This window comes from Streptomyces genisteinicus, assembly GCF_014489615.1.
Taxonomy (GTDB): domain Bacteria; phylum Actinomycetota; class Actinomycetes; order Streptomycetales; family Streptomycetaceae; genus Streptomyces; species Streptomyces genisteinicus.
The window spans coordinates 240,524-257,524 of the sequence record NZ_CP060825.1 but is presented as its reverse complement, the minus strand read 5'-3'; the positions used below and the strand labels follow the sequence as shown (position 1 = coordinate 257,524).

Below are 17,001 nucleotides of genomic sequence, written 5' to 3'. Positions count from 1 at the left end.
GGCCGTCCCGCGTCACCGGACACGCGGGCCCCCTGGTGCGCGACGGCGCGGCCGGGAGGCGTTCCCGGGCACCGGTGCGATCTGCTGCGTCGTCATGTCACACGCCCTCTCCGCCGGCGCCCCCGCCGGGGGTGCCGTGATGTGCCGTCACGTGCAGGGACGCCGCCGGGTGCCGGCTGTGGCGCACCTTCCCCGGAACGTCCGCGGCGACGGTGGCCACCACCCGCACGTGACACGTGCACCTCTGCCCCGTTCCCGGCGGCGGAACCGCCTCCGCCGTGCGGCACTTCCGCCCGTCCACCCCCGACGCCGGCGGGGGTGGACAGCGGCAGCCGCGTGTGAGAGCGTCGCCGGATGATCATCGTTCGAAAGGCTCATGCCGCGTAGACGGCCAGGCGCACTCCGTGCGTCACAGTGGAGACCCGCCCGGCGTACCCTGCGGCGCATCAGAGGTCTGTCGCCCAGGACGACTGCCCTGATCCACCATCTGGAGGGCCGGCACCCCGACCTCCACCTCGGCACCGAAGTCGCGTTGCGGCTGTACCGCTGGTTCCTCGCGCAGCCGGGGCGTCACCTGTACCTCGAGCGCACCGCCTGCCCGTGTCCCGGAGGCCACTTCGACGACACCGCGTCGGCCCGCGACGCCATCGAGGAGATCCTGCGTCTTCTGCCGCCGCGGCCCAGGAGGGAACTGGCGGCGATCGTGCGGCCACTGGACGAGGAGCTGCGACGCCGCACCCTGCCGGACCCCGGTGCCCCTCCGGGGCCGTGGTGGCGCCGTCTCCTCTACCACGACCACACGCCGGAGGGCGCCTCCAGGGAGTATCCCGACAGCGGACCCCACGCGATGCTCTACCGGCGCGACCGGAAGTCCACCAAGGGTGGTCGCGGCTCGCGTTCCGCCCGCCCCGGCGGTGTGCCCGGCCGCCGCGGCACAGGTGCCCGCGGGGCACGGTGACCACCCAGGCGGGCAGAACACCCCCTGACCGCGGCCTGTCGGCGAGGTGATCCGGGGGCGTGGACTGCCCGTGGCGCAGCGTCCGCGCCGGTCACTCCTGCCCCGCGGCGCCCAGGTGGGCGCAAGGGCGGCCGCCCGAGGGCCGGGTGACCCGCATGCGCCGGAAGAGTTCCCGGCCGGCGCGCCTGCGCACCGTGCTGAACCAGGTCACGTCCGGGTACCGGGACCGGAGGTGGGAAAGGGCCCGTGTGTCCAGGCCGGTGCTGAGGAACCGCCCGTCGATGGCGAGGGTGCTGATGACGCCGCGGGCGCACCCGGGGCAGATCCGGTACCGGACCTGTCCGACGACGCGCCGGACATGGACGAGGAGCAGGCACTGCTCGTCGGGTCCCGGCCCCCCGGGGACCGGGGCGGCCAGGAGATCGACGTCGCGGTACGCGGCGATGCGGCGCCGCAGCCGTCCGGCCGGGCGGTCCGGCCTGGCGTGCCGGGCGCCTGCCCGGCCCGAGGGGGCGGTGGGGGCGGAGGAGGTGCGGGCGGGACGTGCGTGTCGTCCGTGCATGACCCTCGTGTGCCCGCCGCCGGCGGTCCCATTCGCCGCTCTCGTCCACGTTCGGGTGACAGCGCGTGAGGTACGTGCGGCGCCGGCCCGCCCGGCCCCGGTCCGCCTGCGGTGCGAAAGCCGGTGGACGGGACGGACGAGCGGACGGGACGGACGGGCGGAGGGCGCGGGGGTGGCGCCGTTGACGTCGGGATTCCGCCGGAAGCCCGCTCCCGCCGCTGCTGCAATGGACCACGCTCCCCGGCGACGCCGGACACCGGGCGGCGTCCCTGCCGAACGGTGTCCGCACCGGGCGGCGTCCGACCCCGGGACCCCCTGCCGAACGGCATCCGGCACAGCGGCATCAGACACCAGCCACATCAGGCACCAGCGACATCCAGGACGGGAACGTGTCCGCAGCGACGACCATCTCCCCCTGCCCCGCCGAACCTCCGACCCGGTCGCCACTCCTCTCGTGGCTGGCCGTGATCGCGGTGATGCTGGGCATCTTCTCCATCGTCACCACCGAGATCCTGCCCATCGGGCTCCTGACCTCCATCGGGTCGTCCTTCACCGTCTCCGACGGCGTGGCCGGTCTCATGATGACCATGCCGGGCTTCCTGGCGGCCGTCGCGGCGCCCCTGGTCACCGTGGCCACCCGGCGCCTCGACCGGCGGCTGGTGCTGGCGGCGTTCGTCCTGTTGCTGGCCCTGGCCAACTTCCTCGCCGCGTTCGCCCCGAACTACTGGCTGCTCCTGGTCTCCCGCGTGATGGTGGGCGTCACCATCGGGGGATTCTGGTCGGTCGGCGCGGGGATCGCGGGCCGGCTGGTCCCCGAGCGGTCGGCCCGCCGGGCCACCGCGGTCGTCTTCTCCGCGGTGCCGCTCGGCTCCGTCCTCGGCGTTCCCCTCGGCACCTTCGTCGCGGACGCCGCCGGATGGCGGACCGCCTTCCTGTCCATGGGAGTGCTGACCCTCGCCGTCCTGGTCCTGCTGGTCCTGGCGGTCCCGCCGCTGCCCGCCGTCGACCCGGTCGGCCTGCGGATGCTCGCCGGGATGCTGCGGGCATCCGGCACCCGGTTCGCACTGGCGGCCACCTTCCTCGTGGTGCTCGCCCACTTCGGGGCCTACACCTACGTCACGCCGTTCCTGGAGCAGGTGACCCGGGTCGGCTCCGGGGCCGTCACCCTGTTCCTCCTCGTGTACGGGGCGGCCGGGATCGCCGGCAACTTCCTGGGGGGAGCGGCCGTGGCCCGGCACCCGAGGGCCGCGTTCGCGGCGGCCGCCGCGACGATCGCCGGGGCGACGCTGCTCCTCCCGGTCCTCGGCGGCAGCGAGGCCGGGGCCGTGGCCCTGCTGGTCCTGTGGGGCGTCGCCTACGGGGCCGTCCCGGTCTGCTCCCAGACCTGGTTCGCCACGGCGCGTCCCGATGCGCCCGAGGCGTCCTCGGTGCTCTTCACGGCCTCGTTCCAGGCCACCCTCTCGACGGGGGCGCTGGCCGGCGGCGTCGTGGTCGACCGTTCCTCCCCGTCCGCGGTGATGGCGCTCGCGGGTGCGGTCGCGGTCCTCGCCGTGCCCGCCATCGGCCTGCGCCCCGCCCGCCGGCCTGCCGGGACGGACCGGGCGGGCCGGCCGTAGGCCCGGCCCCTCCCCGCTGACCGGCCCCGGCGCTCCCCGCCTTTCGCCTTCGCGAGCAGGCGCATCGTGCACGGCCCGGCCCGGCACCCGGGGCGCCGACGCCGGCAGTCCCGCGGCCGGTGCCCCCGGTCGTCAGCCGAAGAGGTCCAGCAGGTCCGGCCCGGAGCCGCCGCCGGAGCGCGCCCGCATCGGGCGCGGCTCCGGGTACGTCTCCGTACGGGCCCGCGCGCGCACGACGTCCGGCCCGCCGCACGCCTCGACCGCGAAGGAGCCGAAGACCTCGGCGAACGCCGCCGGGTCGCCGAACTCCACGCCGAACGCCCGCCCGTCCCGCAGCGGCACCCACACCCCGCGCACCCGCCTCGGCCACTGCGACACCGGCTGTTCGTCCGCGGTCGACCGGCCCTCCAGCCACAGCAGCGCCACATGCAGGAGGTTCACGCTCTCCATCGGCAGCCGCCTGCGCCGGACCCGCAGTTCACGCGACGTCAGCAGGACCTGCCGGTCCCTGTTCGGGTACCAGGCGACGCCTATCCCGAACGGCACCCACAACAGGAGCCCGATCACCACCCAGATCAGCGCGTCGCCCCAGGTCCTCAGGAGCCCGCCGTCCACCAGGCCGACGGCCCCGAAGACCACCGCCCACTTCGCCGTCATCCGCCAGAACCCACTGCCCTGCCGGTACAGGACCCGCTGCTTCGCCGTCGTCATGGCCCGCACGCTATCCGCAACCCCACTCCCCACCAACCGCCGCCCGGAGGCGGCCCGGCCGCTCCCGCGGAGGCGCGGGCAGGCACGGGCGGGGCCGCCCGCGACCGCCGGTAGGCTGCGGCGATGCGCACAGTCGAGCTTCTGTTGGACGAGGCGGCGGAGCTGGCGGTACGGGAGGCCTGGAAGCGGCTGGCGGACGCCGGGCTGCCCAGTCAGGCGCGTCACCGCTCCCCGACGAACAGCCCGCACCTCACCCTGGTCGCCTGCCCGGAGCTGACCGCCCCGATCCGGTGGGAACTCGCCGAAGCCGCCGCCGCCCTGCCGCTGCCCGTGCGCTTCACCGGCCTGATCCGGTTCGAGCGGCCCACGTCCGTGCTGGCCTGGGCCCTGGAGTACGACGCGGCGCTCGCCGGCCTGCACCGCCGGGTGTGGGAGACGGTCGCCTCGGACAGTCCGCCCGGCACCCTCAACCCCTTCCACGAGCCTGGTCGTTGGAGCCCGCACGTCACACTCGGCCGGACCCGGCGTGCCGGAGCCTTCTCCGGCCGCCGGATTCCCGGGCTCCTGCCCCGGCCGCCGCTGACCGCCCGCCTCACCACGCTGCGCAGCTTCGACACCGACACCGGCGCCCTGGAGGTGCTCGCGCCGCCGCCGTGAGGCCCCGGCACCCGTGCCCGCCCGCCCGTGCTCCGGCCCCCGTTTGCCCGCCGGCGTGCCCCGGGAGCGCCGCCGTGCGCCCGCGCGCCTGCCGCACCGGTCGGGGCGTGCCGCACCGGTCCGGGCGGGCCGCACGCGCCGGGGCGTCACCCGGTCAGCGAGCGCACCGCGGCGACGTCGTACTCGGCGACCGACGCGGCGAGCATCGCGGCCCGCTGCTCACCGCCCGGTCCGGAACCGCGGAACGCCTCGACGGCGGCCTGCGACTCCCACCGCTCCCAGATGTTCACCCGCCCCGGGTCCAGGAGGTCCGCGGAGACGGCGAAGTCGAGGCAGCCCGCGCGGCCACGGGCCTGCTCGACCACGGCCGCACAGCCCGCGAGGTACTCCTCGCGCTGCTCGGGGTCGACCACGACATGTCCCGCGACGATCACCATCTGCTGCCTCCTGCCGGCTCCGCAACCTGCTGTCCCCATGGTGACCGCGGGCCGGGCCGGATCTCATCGGCAGGTGCCCTACGGCCCGTCGGCGAGTTTCTCCGCGATGCGCCCGAGGGCCGCGAGCTCTGACGGGTCGAGCCGGTCGACGAGGTGGCGCCGTACGGAGGCGACATGGGCCGGGGCCGCTTCCCGGAGCGTGTCCAGCCCCGCATCGGTCAGGACCAGGAGGCAGCCCCTGCCGTCGGCGGGGTCCGGGGCGCGCCGGATGAGTCCGCGCGCCTCCATGCGGGTGGCGTGACGGGACAGCCGGCTGCGTGACCAGCCCATCTTGCCCGCCTGCTCGTGCAGTGTGCTGGTGCCGCCGGCGCGCTCCGACAGGGTGCTGAGCACGTCGTAATCGGGCTCGGACAAGCCGTGCCCGGCCAGGTCCTGTGCGGTGCGCGTGCGCACCGCGGTCACCATGCGCAGGTACGCGCGCCAGGCGTGCTCCTCGTCGGCCGCGAGCCAGCGGACCGGTGCGCCCGCCCCATTCGTTGACATGTCATCAATCTAGTCGCTAATTTCATTTACATGTCAACGAACAGGTTGCGTGTCGTGCTTCTCGTCTGCGGCGACCGTTCCGGTGCCCTCGGACCGGCCGCCGGCCGGCGGCTGGCCGGCACGCTCCGCCCCGCCGCGGACAGGCTCGGCGCGGAACTCGTGCCCCTGTGCGTCGGTGAGCCGGACCTTCCCGGCGCGGGGCAGGAGTCGCCGGCCGGCGGCCACGACGGGGAACAGACCCGCGGGTGGAGCCGCATCGCCGTCGGCGCGGACGGCGCCGACGGCTTTGTCCTCGTGATCCCGGAGCACGACCACGGCATGCCCGCGACCGTGCGGCGCGCTCTCGCCCTTCTCGGTCCCGCATGGGCCGGGAAACCCGTCGGCTTCGTGGTGCACGGGCAGACCCCGGCCGGCCGGCACACCCGGCGGGTGGTGACCGCGCTCCGCCCCGTCCCGTCGGGGGCAACTGTCGCGGCACCGGCCGGCGGAGCCCTCCGGGACGAGCGGTCCGTCCCCGCCGCGCGCCGTGCCGGCGAGGTCGAGGCAGTGCTGGAGGAACTGGTGGTTCTTGCACGGGCGCGTCTGTCGATGCGTGAGCGCGAGCACCCCTCGGCCGAGCCGGGCCCGCTCGCCGGCTCCCGCGTCCGGCGCCTCCTGCCCGACGACGCACCCGAGGTGACGGTTCTTCAGCGCTGCTGCTGGACGGAGGAGGCCCTTGCCAACGACACGCTGGACATACCCGCCCTCCACGAGTCGCCGGACGACGTCCGCGCCTGGCTGGCCGACTGGCAGGCGGACGGCCTGTGGCGGGACGGCCGCCTGCTCGGCATGGTCCGCACCCGCCGTGACGGGACCGACCTCCACGTAGGCCGGCTTGCCGTCGCCCCCGGCCTGCGGGGAAGGGGTGTGGGCCGGTGGCTGCTCACCCGGGCCGAGACGGCGGGGGAGGGGTGCCGGCGCATCGTCCTGTCCACCGGCGCCGCCAGCCACCGCAATCTCGGCCTCTACCGGCGGCAGGGATACGTCCCGCTCCCCGGGGCGGAGGCGGCCGCGGTGGTGAGTCTCGCCAAGGCCGTGCCCTGCTGACCGGACCACCGGCCGACCTGCCGACCGGCCGGGCGTCGACGGCCGCGGCGGACAGCCCTCCCGGGCGGCACGCCGCCCGCCGCCATCCGTGTGGTTTTCCCGCCGCCGGCCGCTCACGGGCTCCCCGCCCGCGCCCGCCGTGCTGAGCTGGGCGGACGTGCCACGGGTCGGGCGTCACGAAAGGGAGCGCGGCATGCTCAAAGGCTTCAGGAACTTCCTCATGCGCGGCGACATCATCACCATCGCCGTCGGTCTGGTCATCGCACTGGCCTTCTCGACGCTGATCAAGGCGTTCACCGATTACGTGATCAACCCCGTCGTCGCCCGGTTGCAGGGCGGCGACTCGGTGGGGCTCGGATGGCAGCTCGGGGAGGAGGGCAACGACGCCACCTACCTGGACCTGGGGCAGTTCATCTCGGCCCTCATCTACTTCATCGTCTTCATGGCGGTCATCTACTTCTGCATCGTCGTGCCCTACAAGCACTACCAGTCCCGCCACGGCGTCACCGTGTTCGCCGAACCCGGGCCGGTCAAGACGTGTCCGGCCTGCCTCTCGGAGGACCTGCCCGAGGCGGCGGTCAGGTGCCGCCACTGCACCGTCGAGCTGCCCCCGGCGGTCGACGCGGGAGCCACCCGGGTGTGAGGGCGGCGGACCCGGCCGGGCCCCGCCGGGGTGCGGCCCGGGACGCCGTGCGGCGCGGCCTTCGCCCCGTGGGTGGGCGAAGGCCGCGCCGTCGTGTTCCGCCGGTGACGGCGGGGCGGGGTCAGGACTTGGGCATGAGCACGGTGTCGACGATGTAGACGGTCGCGTTGGCGGTGGGGACGTTGCCGCAGACGACCTTCGAGGTGTCGTTGACGGTGTAGTTCTCGCCGGAGCCCTTCGTGGTCAGGGTGGACTTCTGGAGGGTGGGGTAGGTCCCGTTCTCCAGCTGCTGCGGGGTGAGCTTCTCGCCGACCACGTGGTAGGTGAGGATGTTGGTCAGCATCTCCTTGTCGGCGAGGACCTTGTCGAGGTCGGCCTTCGGGATCTTGGCGAAGGCGTCGTTGGTCGGCGCGAACACGGTGATGTTCTGGGCGTTGTTGAGGGTGTCGACGAGGCCGGCCTTCTTGACCGCGGTGACGAGGGTCGACAGCGCCGGGTTGTTGGACGCGGCGGTGGCGACGGGGTCCTTGGCCATGCCGTCGAACGAGCCGGCGCCGTCCTTCGGCACCGAGGCGCAGGCCGGACCGAACGGGCCGTCCGCGGGCGCGGACTCGTCCATCGCGGGCGACGACTCCTCCTGGGCGGGAGCCGAGGAGCTGCTCTCGGCGGAGGCGGAGTCGGACGAGCCGTCGTCCCCGCACGCGGTGAGGGCGAGCGGCAGTACGGCGGCCGCGGCGACGGCGACAGCGGCACGGCGGAAGCGGAAGGCGTTCATCGATATCTCCTTGAGCAACTGTGTGGACACGTGGAGTGACGGACTGTGGGTGCGGGAGCCCGCGAACGGCGGCAGGCCGGTGCCTGCGCCCAGGGGCTACCCGGCGGTGGCGGACACCGGCCGCGTCCCGCCCGCACGCCCGGACGGGCGCGGTCTGCGGTGCCGGCCGGGGAGCGGCGGGCGTAGGGGCGTGTCCGGTCGTGGCGGGGGAGTGGCTCGGGTGATCGTCACACCCGTACTTCGGAGGCCGGCGCTCGATGGATTGGTCCGTCCTTCGAAAAGGTGAATCAGGCGTGGCCTGTTGACGGATGTGCCGGTCCTCGCACCGCCCCGGGCGGGTCGCCCCGCCGGTCCTCCGGCAGGCCCGTCCGCGCGCCGTCGCGAGGTCCGCGCGCCGCCGCCCGGCGCGGCCGCGGGCGGTGCGGGTTCCCGGAGTGCCCCGGTCGCCGATCAGGCGCCCGCGGGGCGGCGTCGCCGCGGGCCCGGGCGGCCGGTCCTGACCCGCCGGACGGCCGTAGCCGTTGCCTTGTCCCGTCTGTCGCTGCGCAAGGTGACGCACAAACGACGCATGTTGCCTGCGTCGTTTGTGCGTCCAAGACTAGGGGTCCCAGCGCACGGAGAGCACAACCAGTGCTCGTGACCCGAGGACCGTCCCGGTACCCCGACGAGTGCGGCACACGGCTCGAGGAGTCGGTCATGACCTCCCGGACAGGCCCCGCAACCGCCACCCTCACCGCCGCCCCGCAGAGCGACTTGGCGTCGGACGAGGAACTCGGCCGCGGACTGCACGCCGCGGACGAGGCCGCCTTCGCCGCGATCTTCCGCAGGTGGAGTCCCCTGGTGCACACCATGGCCACCCGCTCGCTCGGCGACTCCTGGGAGGCCGAGGACGTCACCCAGCAGGTCTTCATCGGAGCCTGGCGCGGCCGCGCCGGCTTCCGCCAGGACCGAGGCCCCCTCGGTGCCTGGATCGTCGGCATCACCCGGCGGAAGATCGTCGACGCGCTGGCGGCCAGGACCCGCCGGCTGACGCTCGCCCAGGCGGCGGCGGGTGTCGCCGAGACGGCGCAGCCGCCCGCCACGGCCGCCCCGGAATCCGTACTCGACCGCGTGCTGCTGGTGCACGAGCTGTCGCTGCTCTCACCGGATCAGCGGGAGGTGCTCTGCCTTGCGTTCTTCGAGGACCTGACGCACACGCAGATCGCGCGCCGCACCGGAATCCCGCTCGGCACGGTGAAGAGCCACTGCCGCCGCGGCCTCCAGCGGCTGCGGAGCGCCATCGAGCAGGGACTCGACATGCCCGGGGCGGCGTAGGGCCTCCGGCCCGGACGAGAGATCCTGCAGCCGGCGTGCGCATCCGCAGGCCGACTTCGCGTGCGCATCCGCAGGGCTTCCCCGGCACGAAACACAGACGTGACCCGTCACAAGGACTCTCCGCGGACGTCCCGGGCCCGCCGCCCGGTCCCGGACGGAGGCGGCCGGCACGACAGCGCCGCCACGCCGTCCCGGACGCGTCCGTGCCCAGGGGCCACGCCGGGGATCACCGGCCGCGGTGACGCGCGTCGCCGGCGGCCCGCAGATGTGCCCGGCCGCGAGGCCGGGTCCGACAGCGACAGACGGGAGCGGCCGCGGTGGCACACGTCGCGCCGGGAAGACTGGCGGATCTGGCTCTCGGGGTCGCCGCCGGAGGCGACGACCCCGCGGCCCTGCACCACCTCGCGGTGTGCGCGCGCTGCCGCGAGGAACTCGCCCGCCTCCACCGGGTGGTGACCGCGGCGCGCAGTGTCGAACCACTGGACCTGCCCGCCGCACCACCGGAGCGGGTCTGGGAGGAGGTCCTGCGCGTGGTGGCTCCGCCCGCGCGTGACGCGGAGGCGGACACACCGGTCAGGCATACGGACACGGCCGCGGACGCGCCGGTCGCGGGAGCGGACCCGGGGCCGGTCGCGCACGCGCCGTTCGCGGAAGCAGGAGTGGGCACGGATGCGGACCCGGGCACGGACCGGGGCACGCGCGCGCCCGCCGGGCGCCCGGGAGGCACCCGGAGCGCGCTGCTCGCCTCCGCCGGAGCGGTCCGGGAACGGGTGCGCCGCTTCGCACTCGGCCTCGCCGCCTCGGCCGCGGCGGCTACGGGCCGGCGGCGGGGGAGGCGCGGCGCGTGAGCGTGAGGGTGCTCCCGGCCGCGCTCACCGGGAGGACGTGCCGGTGCCCGGCCGCCGGGGGCCGGAGCCGCCCCGACGCGTCGGGGATCAGGCCGCCGCGGCCCGGAGCGTGCTGGGGCTGCGGCCCTTGTGGCGTTTGAAGGCGGCGCTGAAGCCGAACGCGTCGGCATAGCCGACGGACGCGGCGATCCGGGCGATGCTGAGGTCGGTGTCGAACAGCAGCGCCTCGGCTTCGTCCATGCGGCACTCGGTGACGTAGGCGAGGGGCGGACGGCCCATCAGCTCCGTGAACCTCTTCGCGAACAGGGCCCGCGAGACACCGGCCCGGGCTGCCAGCAGAGCCACCGTCCAGGCGTCGGCCGGCCTGCTGTGGAAGGCCAGCAGCGCGGGGCCCAGGACCGGGTCGGCGAGTCCCCGGTACCAGTCGGGCGCGTCGGCGCCCGCCCGGTCGAACCAGGTGCGCAGGGTGCACACCAGCGCCCAGTCGAGCAGCCGGTCCATCAGCGCCTGCGAGCCGGCGGACAGCCGGACGGCGTCGGCGGCCGCGGACTCCAGCCAGGCGCAGACCTCGGCGTCCTCCTCGACCACCAGCACGCGCGGCAGGGCGCGCAGCAGCCGCTCGTGGCGGTGGCCGGGGGCGCGGTAGGCGCCCACGATCAGCGCGGTCGCCCCGCCGGGGTCGTCGGCCCAGTGGAGTCCGCCCAGGTCCCCGTCGCAGCGGCCGGCGCCGGAGCCGGCCGCTGCGACGGGGACCTGGCCGGACTGTGCGAAGCAGGCGATCTCGTAGGCCGTGTGCGGCCGCTGGAGCGTGGTGGGAGCGTCCGCGAGATGGAAGGGCGCCGGGCCGCGCACCACGGCCGTGTCACCCGCGCGGACCCGGCGTTCGGTCCCGTCGGACAGCAGCAGAGTGCCCTGGCCGCGCAGCACGCTGACCATGGTGAGCGGGGCCTCGTCGGTGAAGCGGATCGTCCAGGGGGCCGTCAGTACGGCGTGGCTGACGGCCGAGCCCTCGGCGCGGATGCCGCTCAGCAGCGAACTCAAAGGATCCACATGGCGATCCTAGACGATCTCCTATCTCCTCTGGAGCATCTCCCATGGATCGTCCAGGAGTTGGCCGCTGTACTGGACCCGTCGACGCGAACGAGACCGCATCGGCGCCGGCGTCGGCCGGCGCTGCCGGAACAGCCAGGAGACACAGTGACGCAGGACAGCAGCGACGTCAGGACGGCCCTCGTCGTCGTCGCGCACCACCGCACCGATTCCCTCACCGCGCACACCGCCCGCCGCGCCGCCGCCCAGCTGGAGGCCGCCGGCTACCGCGTCGACCTGCTCGACCTGCACGCCGAGGGGTTCGACCCGCGGATGAACGAGCAGGACCAGCCGGACTGGGGCGACCGCGAGAAGGCGTACTCGCAGGAGACGCAGGCCCATATGCGCCGGATTCTCGACGCCGACGTCCTCGTCCCCGTCTTCCCGGTGTACTGGCAGGGTGTGCCCGCTCTTCTCAAGGGGTGGATCGACCGGGTCTGGAACTACGGGTTCGCCTACGGGCGGAGCAGGCCCCGCCTCGCGGGCAAGCGCGTCCTGTGGCTGGGGCTGGCCGGCGCTACCGCCGGCGACCCCGTCGTGGAGGGGATGCAGTCCGTGCTCGACACCGTGCTCAACGAAGGGATCGCCTACTACTGCGGCTTCTCCCGCTCCACGGTCGGTCTGCTGCTCGACGCGGAGGACCGCCCGCAGAGAATCGACGCCGAGGGCAACCTGCTGGTCGGCGACGCCGTCGCGGGCGCCGAACGCGAGGCGCAGTACGCCGACTTCGACCGCCGCGCGCACCGCTTCGTCGAGGAGTTCCTCGAGGAGGAGCTGGTGGCGGCCTGAGGGCGGCCGGGAGCCGGGACGGCCACGGTCCGTCCCGGCTCCCGGCGTGCGCGGGACGCGGACCCGTGCCGCCCGGCGCCGCGCTCCGCACCAGGGCGGGCAGGTCCGTCCGGGTGCCGGACGGCCGTAGGCTGCTCGACATGACCGACCTGCACGAGGAGTACGGCGACGACGCGGCCGTCGCGGCAGCCGGGGCGCTGGCCGGTGCGGACGTGGTCCGCGCCCTGTACGGCCGGCCGCTCGACCGTGTCGACAAGGGCGCCGGCGACTTCGCCACCGCCGCCGACGTCGAGGCCGAACGGGCCGTCGTGGCCGTCATCCGCGCCGCCCGGCCCGATGACGCGGTGCTCGGCGAGGAGGGCGGGCGGCAGGGCGCTGCCGGGGCCGCCCGCCAATGGCTGGTGGACCCCTTGTGCGGCACCCTGAACTACGCCGTCGGGACCATGCTGGTCGCCGTCAACGTGGCCCTGCGCGGCGGGGCGGCCGCCGTCGCCGATCCGTTCGGCGGGGAGGTCTTCCTCACCGACGGGAAGACCGCCTGGGTGCGGCACGAGGGATCAGGGGACGCCCCGTTGACGCCGTCGCCCGCCACCGGGCTGGTGGACCTGAACCTGGATCCGCCGTTCCCGGGCGCACCCCGGTTCCGGGGTGCCGACCTGCTGGCCCACCCCGGGTTCGCGACCCGGTTCCGGCCGCGCGTGGTGTCCACGACGCTGGCGCCGGCCTGGGTGGCCGCAGGCAGGCGCGCCGCCTACGTCACCGACGGCGGAGACCTCCGCGACAGCGTGCACTTCGCTGCCGGTATCGCGCTGTGCCGGGCCGCCGGCTGCGTCGTCACCGGTCTCGACGGAGCCCCGCTCGAGCAGACGGACGGCGGGCTGGTGGCCGCCGCCGACGAGGAGACCCACCGGGCACTGATGGCGATGATCCGCGGCTGAAAGGCCCGATGAGCGCTGTCACGGAGGTCTCCGGCGACGGCGCCGGGCGCACCGGAGCGCCGCGCGGCCATGCCGCGGCCTGCCGCTCCCGGCTCGCGACGGCGCCGGTCGCGCGTCGGCCCCTACGGCCGTACCCGCCGGCACGGCGCGACCGCCGCCGACCGCCACGGCGTCCGCGGTCCCGCGGACGCGCCGGCCGAGCGCGAACCGCCCTCCCGGCAGCGCCGTGCTCAGCCGTTAGGGTGCGGCCTGCGACCGAACAGCGTTTCGAGGAGGACCGACCGTGGCCCCGACCGGCAACGACCCCGCCACCGCACCCGGCACGGGTGCCGGCCCCGACGCGCCGACCGGTGCCGACTCGTCCGCCGGTGTCGGCAGCGGCCTCCACCAGGCCCTGTCGCGCATACTCCGCGACCGGCACACCTGCCGCCAGTTCCTCCCGGACGCCGTGCCCCGCCCCGTCACGGAGGAACTGCTGGCGCTCGCCCAGCGCACCCCCTCCTGGTGCAACACCCAGCCCTGGCACGTCCACCTCACCGAGGGCGCCGCCACCGACCGCCTGCGCGCCGGGCTCCTGGAGCACGTCCGGAGCCGTCCCGCCGCACCCGACCTGCCCTTCCCCGCCCAGTACACCGGCGCGTACCGGGAGCGCCGCCGCGAGTGCGGCCACCAGCTGTACAACAGCCTCGGCATCGCCCGGGACGACCAGGAGGGCAGGCTCCGGCAGCTGCTGCGCAACTTCGAGCTGTTCGACGCGCCGCACACCGCGGTCGTGACCACCGAAGCCGGCCTCGGCGTCTACGGAGCGGTCGACTGCGGCCTCTACATCAACACCTTCCTGCTCGCCGCGCACAGCCTCGGTCTTGCCGCCGCCCCCCAGGCCGCGCTCGCCTCGTACTCCGACTTCCTCCACGGGCACTTCGGCATTCCGGACCACCGGCACGTCGTGGCCGCCGTCTCCTTCGGGTACGCGGATCCGGAGCATCCGGCCAACGCGTTCCGTACCCGCCGCGAGCCCGTACAGAACGCCGTCACCTGGCACACGGGCGACGACGGGGAAGCCGCGCGGGAGTGACGTGCGTCCGTCCCCGGCGAGGACGGACCTCACGCGCGGGCAGCTCGGGGCGGGGGGACGGGCGGGCCCTGCCGTCCCGCGGGCAGGCCCCGGCCGAGCGGTGCGGGACGGGGCGGCCGACCGGGCGGGGACGGCGCGCGGCCCCGCCGGCGCGCGGTGCCGTACTGCGCGCACGGTTCGCCGGGACCATGCTGGTAGGGACGCCCGGCGCGTCGCGGACACCTCGTACGGCCGCGGCCGCCGAACCGCACCCGACCGGAACGAGGACGACGCATGGCCGACCAGTCGCAGCAGCTCGGACCCGTCGTCGTCGGAGTGGACGGCACCTCCGACAGCCTGATCGCGGCGGGCTGGGCGGCGAGGGAGGCGCGGCTGCACGGGGCGCCGCTGGAACTCCTGCACGGGTTCGTCCCGTCGCCCGGGTACAGCCGGATGCTGTCCGGCGAGATCGCCGACGAACGCCGTGCGGCCGGCCGGCTCGCCGACGACGCGCTGGCCTGGGTGCGCGACCACTACGACGGCGTCGAGGCCCGTGCGGAGGTGGTGGCACAGCCGGAAGCCGACCTGCTGGTCGAGCGCGGCCGGCGGGCGCGGATGATCGTGCTCGGATCACACAGGCCCGGCCCGGTGACCGGATTCCTCGTCGGATCGGTCGGGCTGCGCGTGCTGAGCCGGGCCGTCTGCCCGGTGGTCATGATCCGCGGCGGCACCGCCGGACGGCACCGGCCGGACGGCGAGATCGTCGCGGGCGTCCCCCGCGAGGAGGAGGCCGAGGCGGTCCTCGACTTCGCCTTCCGGACAGCCGCCGCGCGCGAGGCCCCGCTCCGCGCGGTGCGGGCGTGGAGCCTGCCCAGCCTGTTCACCTACGACGCGGAACTGTCCCGCCTGGCGGACGCCCGCGGCGGACTGGAGGACCTCCACCGGCACGACCTGGCGGAACTCCTGACGCCGTGGCGCGAGCGCTACCCGCGGGTCCACGTCGTCGAACACGTCGCACAGGGGCCGGCCGCCGAGCTGATGGTCGACCTGGCGGCAACCGCCCAGCTCCTCGTCGTCGGCCGCCGTGCCGAGCCCCGCAGCCGCTACGTGGGACACGTCGCCCACGCGACGCTCCACTTCGCGGACGCCCCGATCGCGCTCGTTCCCCGAACGAAGGACGCGGACGCCGACGCGTGACCCGCGGGCCCGGGGCACCGCCGACCGGCAGCCGTCCTCACCCGCGCCCGTACGCCCCGCCCGCGCCCGTACGCCCCGCCCCCGCCCGTCGCCTCGCCCCCGCCGGTCGCCGCCGCACAGGCGCGCGGTCGTCCCCCGCCTGACGGGCGGCGCCCGAGCCGCCCGTCAGGCGGGGACCAGCGCGATCGGCGCGTCCGCGAAGTGCAGGGCCGCGTGCGCGACATGCCCGACGTGGCGGACCGCGCGGGTGGTGCGCCCGACCACCAGCAGTTCGGCCGATGCGGCCAGCGCCACCAGCAGCTCCGACGCGGGCCCCAGTTCGACGTGTTCGAACACCGGCACGTCGGGGTGGCGGCGCCGCCACGGCTTCACGGCCGCGGCCAGTTCGTGCCGGTGGAGTGCTTCCAGCCCGCCGTGCTCGTCCGAGCGGCGCAGCAGCCCGGGGCGGTAGGTGAAGACGGTGGGCAGGTTCCACGCCCGCACCGCCCGCACCGGGACGCCGCGCGCGGCCGCCGTCCGGAACGCGAAGTCCAGGACCGCGTCGGCCCCCTCGTCCTGCGGCACGCCCACCACGATCCCGCCCTCCCGGGGGCGCCGCCCGGTGGTGCCGCCGCGTGTCATGACCACGGGACAGGCGGCCCGGCTCAGGACGCGCAGGCCGACCGATCCCAGCAGGAAGCCGCTCACCGGGCCCGGCCGCCGTGAGCCGAGCACGATCATCAGGGCGTCCCGGCCGTGCTCGACCAGCAGCTCCGCCGCCGGCCGCACCACCGCCGACGTGGTGACCGGGGTGTCCGCGCGGCGCGAGCGCACCCGCGCGACGGCCTCGTCGAGCAGGTTCTGGGCTGCACGGTGCTGCCGCTCGGCGTCGCCGGCGAGCAGCCTGGCGGCACCGGCCAGGGGAACGTAACCGTGCAGGAGGACGAGCGGCGCGCCGATCCGTCCGGCCTCGTCGACCGCCCAGTCGAGTGCGCGCATGCTGTCGGGCGTGCCGTCCACTCCCACGACGACGGGCTGCTCCACTGGGTCTCCTTGCACGGGGTTCGTGAGACGGGGCCGGGCCGAGTGGGGCCGGGCCACTGCCCGGCTGCGGCCGCGGGCGGCGTCCGCTCCCGGCGCGCGGGCGACGGCCGCGCCGCGCATCACGCGGACCGCGCCGCCCGTCCGGGCGGGACACGACCAGCACCTTAGCCCGAGGTGCGGCGAAAGATGCGTGGTGTCCCTCTCCGTGGCGCGCCCGGTGAGCCGGGGTGCGGCATCCAGAAAACGAAGCGTCGCGTACGTCTCAGGTGTGCGGGGGCGTGAGAGGGCAGGAGTGAGGCACGGGGACGACGACGGCGGGGCTGAAAGGGGCCGTGAGGCATGAGGCGGATTGCGCACGAGGCGGCGGCCGTCACCGTGCGGTGCGAGGGCGGCGAGGCGCGGGTGGTGCTGGACGGCGAGTTCGACATCGCCACCGCCGGGCTGGTGGCGGACGCCCTGCGGGACGTTTCCCCCACCGTGCGGCGCGTCGTGGTCGACTGCCGGGCCGTCGCGTTCGCCGACTGCGCCCTGCTGCGGGTGCTGCTTCCCGCCCGGGACACCCTGGTGCTGCTCGGGCCGCTTCCGTCGGTGATGCACCGGCTGCTGACGCACTCCGGCACACGGAAGCTGTTCGCCGTCCTGGACCCGGCCGTCCGCCTTCCGAGCCAGTCCGTCAGGCGAAACGTCCGCCGGACCCCTGCGCCGGACCCGTCGCCCGACCCGCGGACCTCTTCGCCCCGGTGACCTCCTCGCCCCGGTGA

The 17,001-nt window shown here is 75.3% G+C and carries 19 protein-coding genes; 12 read left to right on the top strand and 7 right to left on the bottom strand.

Features of this window, described 5'->3' with window-relative positions; translation table 11 throughout:
* Positions 1 to 532: 532 nt before the first annotated feature.
* Entirely contained in the window at positions 533 to 958 is a 426-nt protein-coding gene (locus IAG43_RS01170) for a hypothetical protein (RefSeq protein WP_187738875.1), read from the top strand.
* 91 nt (positions 959 to 1,049) lie between these two features.
* On the opposite strand, the gene IAG43_RS01165 is transcribed toward IAG43_RS01170, so the two are convergent.
* The gene (locus tag IAG43_RS01165; protein WP_246574022.1) at positions 1,050 to 1,520 is read right to left on the bottom strand and encodes a hypothetical protein; all 471 of its coding nucleotides are present in this window, start codon (positions 1,518 to 1,520) and stop codon (positions 1,050 to 1,052) included.
* 389 nt (positions 1,521 to 1,909) lie between these two features.
* Between IAG43_RS01165 and IAG43_RS01160 the strand changes: the two genes are divergently transcribed.
* The gene (locus tag IAG43_RS01160) at positions 1,910 to 3,136 is read left to right on the top strand and encodes an MFS transporter (RefSeq protein WP_425508557.1); all 1,227 of its coding nucleotides are present in this window, start codon (positions 1,910 to 1,912) and stop codon (positions 3,134 to 3,136) included.
* 132 nt (positions 3,137 to 3,268) lie between these two features.
* Here IAG43_RS01160 and IAG43_RS01155 read toward each other — a convergent pair whose 3' ends face one another.
* Positions 3,269 to 3,847 (bottom strand): hypothetical protein, encoded by a 579-nt coding sequence (locus IAG43_RS01155; RefSeq protein WP_187738874.1) that lies wholly within the window; start codon positions 3,845 to 3,847, stop codon positions 3,269 to 3,271.
* A 123-nt stretch (positions 3,848 to 3,970) separates the two neighbouring features.
* On the opposite strand from IAG43_RS01155, the gene IAG43_RS01150 reads away from it, so the two are divergent.
* Complete coding sequence (locus tag IAG43_RS01150) at positions 3,971 to 4,504, top strand: 2'-5' RNA ligase family protein (protein WP_187738873.1); 534 nt, start codon at positions 3,971 to 3,973, stop codon at positions 4,502 to 4,504.
* 146 nt (positions 4,505 to 4,650) lie between these two features.
* On the opposite strand, the gene IAG43_RS01145 is transcribed toward IAG43_RS01150, so the two are convergent.
* On the bottom strand, positions 4,651 to 4,941 hold the full coding sequence (locus IAG43_RS01145; RefSeq protein WP_187738872.1) for a putative quinol monooxygenase: 291 nt from the start codon (positions 4,939 to 4,941) through the stop codon (positions 4,651 to 4,653).
* Positions 4,942 to 5,019: 78 nt separating this feature from the next.
* A complete protein-coding gene (locus IAG43_RS01140; RefSeq protein ID WP_187738871.1) occupies positions 5,020 to 5,484 on the bottom strand; it encodes a MarR family winged helix-turn-helix transcriptional regulator in 465 nt (154 codons plus the stop codon).
* Positions 5,485 to 5,514: 30 nt separating this feature from the next.
* Between IAG43_RS01140 and IAG43_RS01135 the strand changes: the two genes are divergently transcribed.
* Positions 5,515 to 6,570: a GNAT family N-acetyltransferase gene (locus tag IAG43_RS01135; protein ID WP_187738870.1), complete on the top strand. Its 1,056-nt coding sequence runs from the start codon at positions 5,515 to 5,517 to the stop codon at positions 6,568 to 6,570.
* 193 nt (positions 6,571 to 6,763) lie between these two features.
* Positions 6,764 to 7,213, top strand: coding sequence for a large conductance mechanosensitive channel protein MscL (locus tag IAG43_RS01130; RefSeq protein ID WP_187738869.1), 450 nt, complete (start codon positions 6,764 to 6,766; stop codon positions 7,211 to 7,213).
* 121 nt (positions 7,214 to 7,334) lie between these two features.
* Here IAG43_RS01130 and IAG43_RS01125 read toward each other — a convergent pair whose 3' ends face one another.
* Positions 7,335 to 7,988: a fasciclin domain-containing protein gene (locus tag IAG43_RS01125; RefSeq protein ID WP_187738868.1), complete on the bottom strand. Its 654-nt coding sequence runs from the start codon at positions 7,986 to 7,988 to the stop codon at positions 7,335 to 7,337.
* A 696-nt stretch (positions 7,989 to 8,684) separates the two neighbouring features.
* Between IAG43_RS01125 and IAG43_RS01120 the strand changes: the two genes are divergently transcribed.
* Both IAG43_RS01120 and IAG43_RS01115 read left to right on the top strand, forming a co-directional pair.
* The gene (locus IAG43_RS01120; protein ID WP_187738867.1) at positions 8,685 to 9,302 is read left to right on the top strand and encodes an RNA polymerase sigma factor; all 618 of its coding nucleotides are present in this window, start codon (positions 8,685 to 8,687) and stop codon (positions 9,300 to 9,302) included.
* Between the two features lie 317 nt (positions 9,303 to 9,619).
* Positions 9,620 to 10,150, top strand: a complete 531-nt coding sequence (locus IAG43_RS01115; RefSeq protein ID WP_187738866.1) for a hypothetical protein — start codon at positions 9,620 to 9,622, stop codon at positions 10,148 to 10,150.
* Positions 10,151 to 10,237: 87 nt separating this feature from the next.
* Here the strand turns inward: IAG43_RS01115 and IAG43_RS01110 are convergent, their stop codons facing one another.
* A complete protein-coding gene (locus tag IAG43_RS01110) occupies positions 10,238 to 11,200 on the bottom strand; it encodes an AraC family transcriptional regulator (protein WP_187738865.1) in 963 nt (320 codons plus the stop codon).
* A gap of 147 nt (positions 11,201 to 11,347) precedes the next feature.
* Here IAG43_RS01110 and IAG43_RS01105 point away from each other — a divergent pair, with 147 nt between their 5' ends.
* From IAG43_RS01105 to IAG43_RS01090, 4 genes are all read left to right on the top strand, one after another.
* Complete coding sequence (locus IAG43_RS01105; RefSeq protein WP_246574020.1) at positions 11,348 to 12,028, top strand: NAD(P)H oxidoreductase; 681 nt, start codon at positions 11,348 to 11,350, stop codon at positions 12,026 to 12,028.
* 140 nt (positions 12,029 to 12,168) lie between these two features.
* Positions 12,169 to 12,966: an inositol monophosphatase family protein gene (locus tag IAG43_RS01100; RefSeq protein ID WP_187738863.1), complete on the top strand. Its 798-nt coding sequence runs from the start codon at positions 12,169 to 12,171 to the stop codon at positions 12,964 to 12,966.
* Positions 12,967 to 13,249: 283 nt separating this feature from the next.
* Positions 13,250 to 14,041 (top strand): nitroreductase, encoded by a 792-nt coding sequence (locus IAG43_RS01095; RefSeq protein WP_223005884.1) that lies wholly within the window; start codon positions 13,250 to 13,252, stop codon positions 14,039 to 14,041.
* Positions 14,042 to 14,314: 273 nt separating this feature from the next.
* Complete coding sequence (locus IAG43_RS01090; protein WP_187738862.1) at positions 14,315 to 15,217, top strand: universal stress protein; 903 nt, start codon at positions 14,315 to 14,317, stop codon at positions 15,215 to 15,217.
* Between the two features lie 165 nt (positions 15,218 to 15,382).
* Here IAG43_RS01090 and IAG43_RS01085 read toward each other — a convergent pair whose 3' ends face one another.
* A complete protein-coding gene (locus IAG43_RS01085) occupies positions 15,383 to 16,240 on the bottom strand; it encodes a universal stress protein (RefSeq protein WP_187738861.1) in 858 nt (285 codons plus the stop codon).
* A 339-nt stretch (positions 16,241 to 16,579) separates the two neighbouring features.
* Here IAG43_RS01085 and IAG43_RS01080 point away from each other — a divergent pair, with 339 nt between their 5' ends.
* On the top strand, positions 16,580 to 16,984 hold the full coding sequence (locus tag IAG43_RS01080) for an STAS domain-containing protein (RefSeq protein ID WP_187738860.1): 405 nt from the start codon (positions 16,580 to 16,582) through the stop codon (positions 16,982 to 16,984).
* Positions 16,985 to 17,001 lie beyond the last annotated feature (17 nt).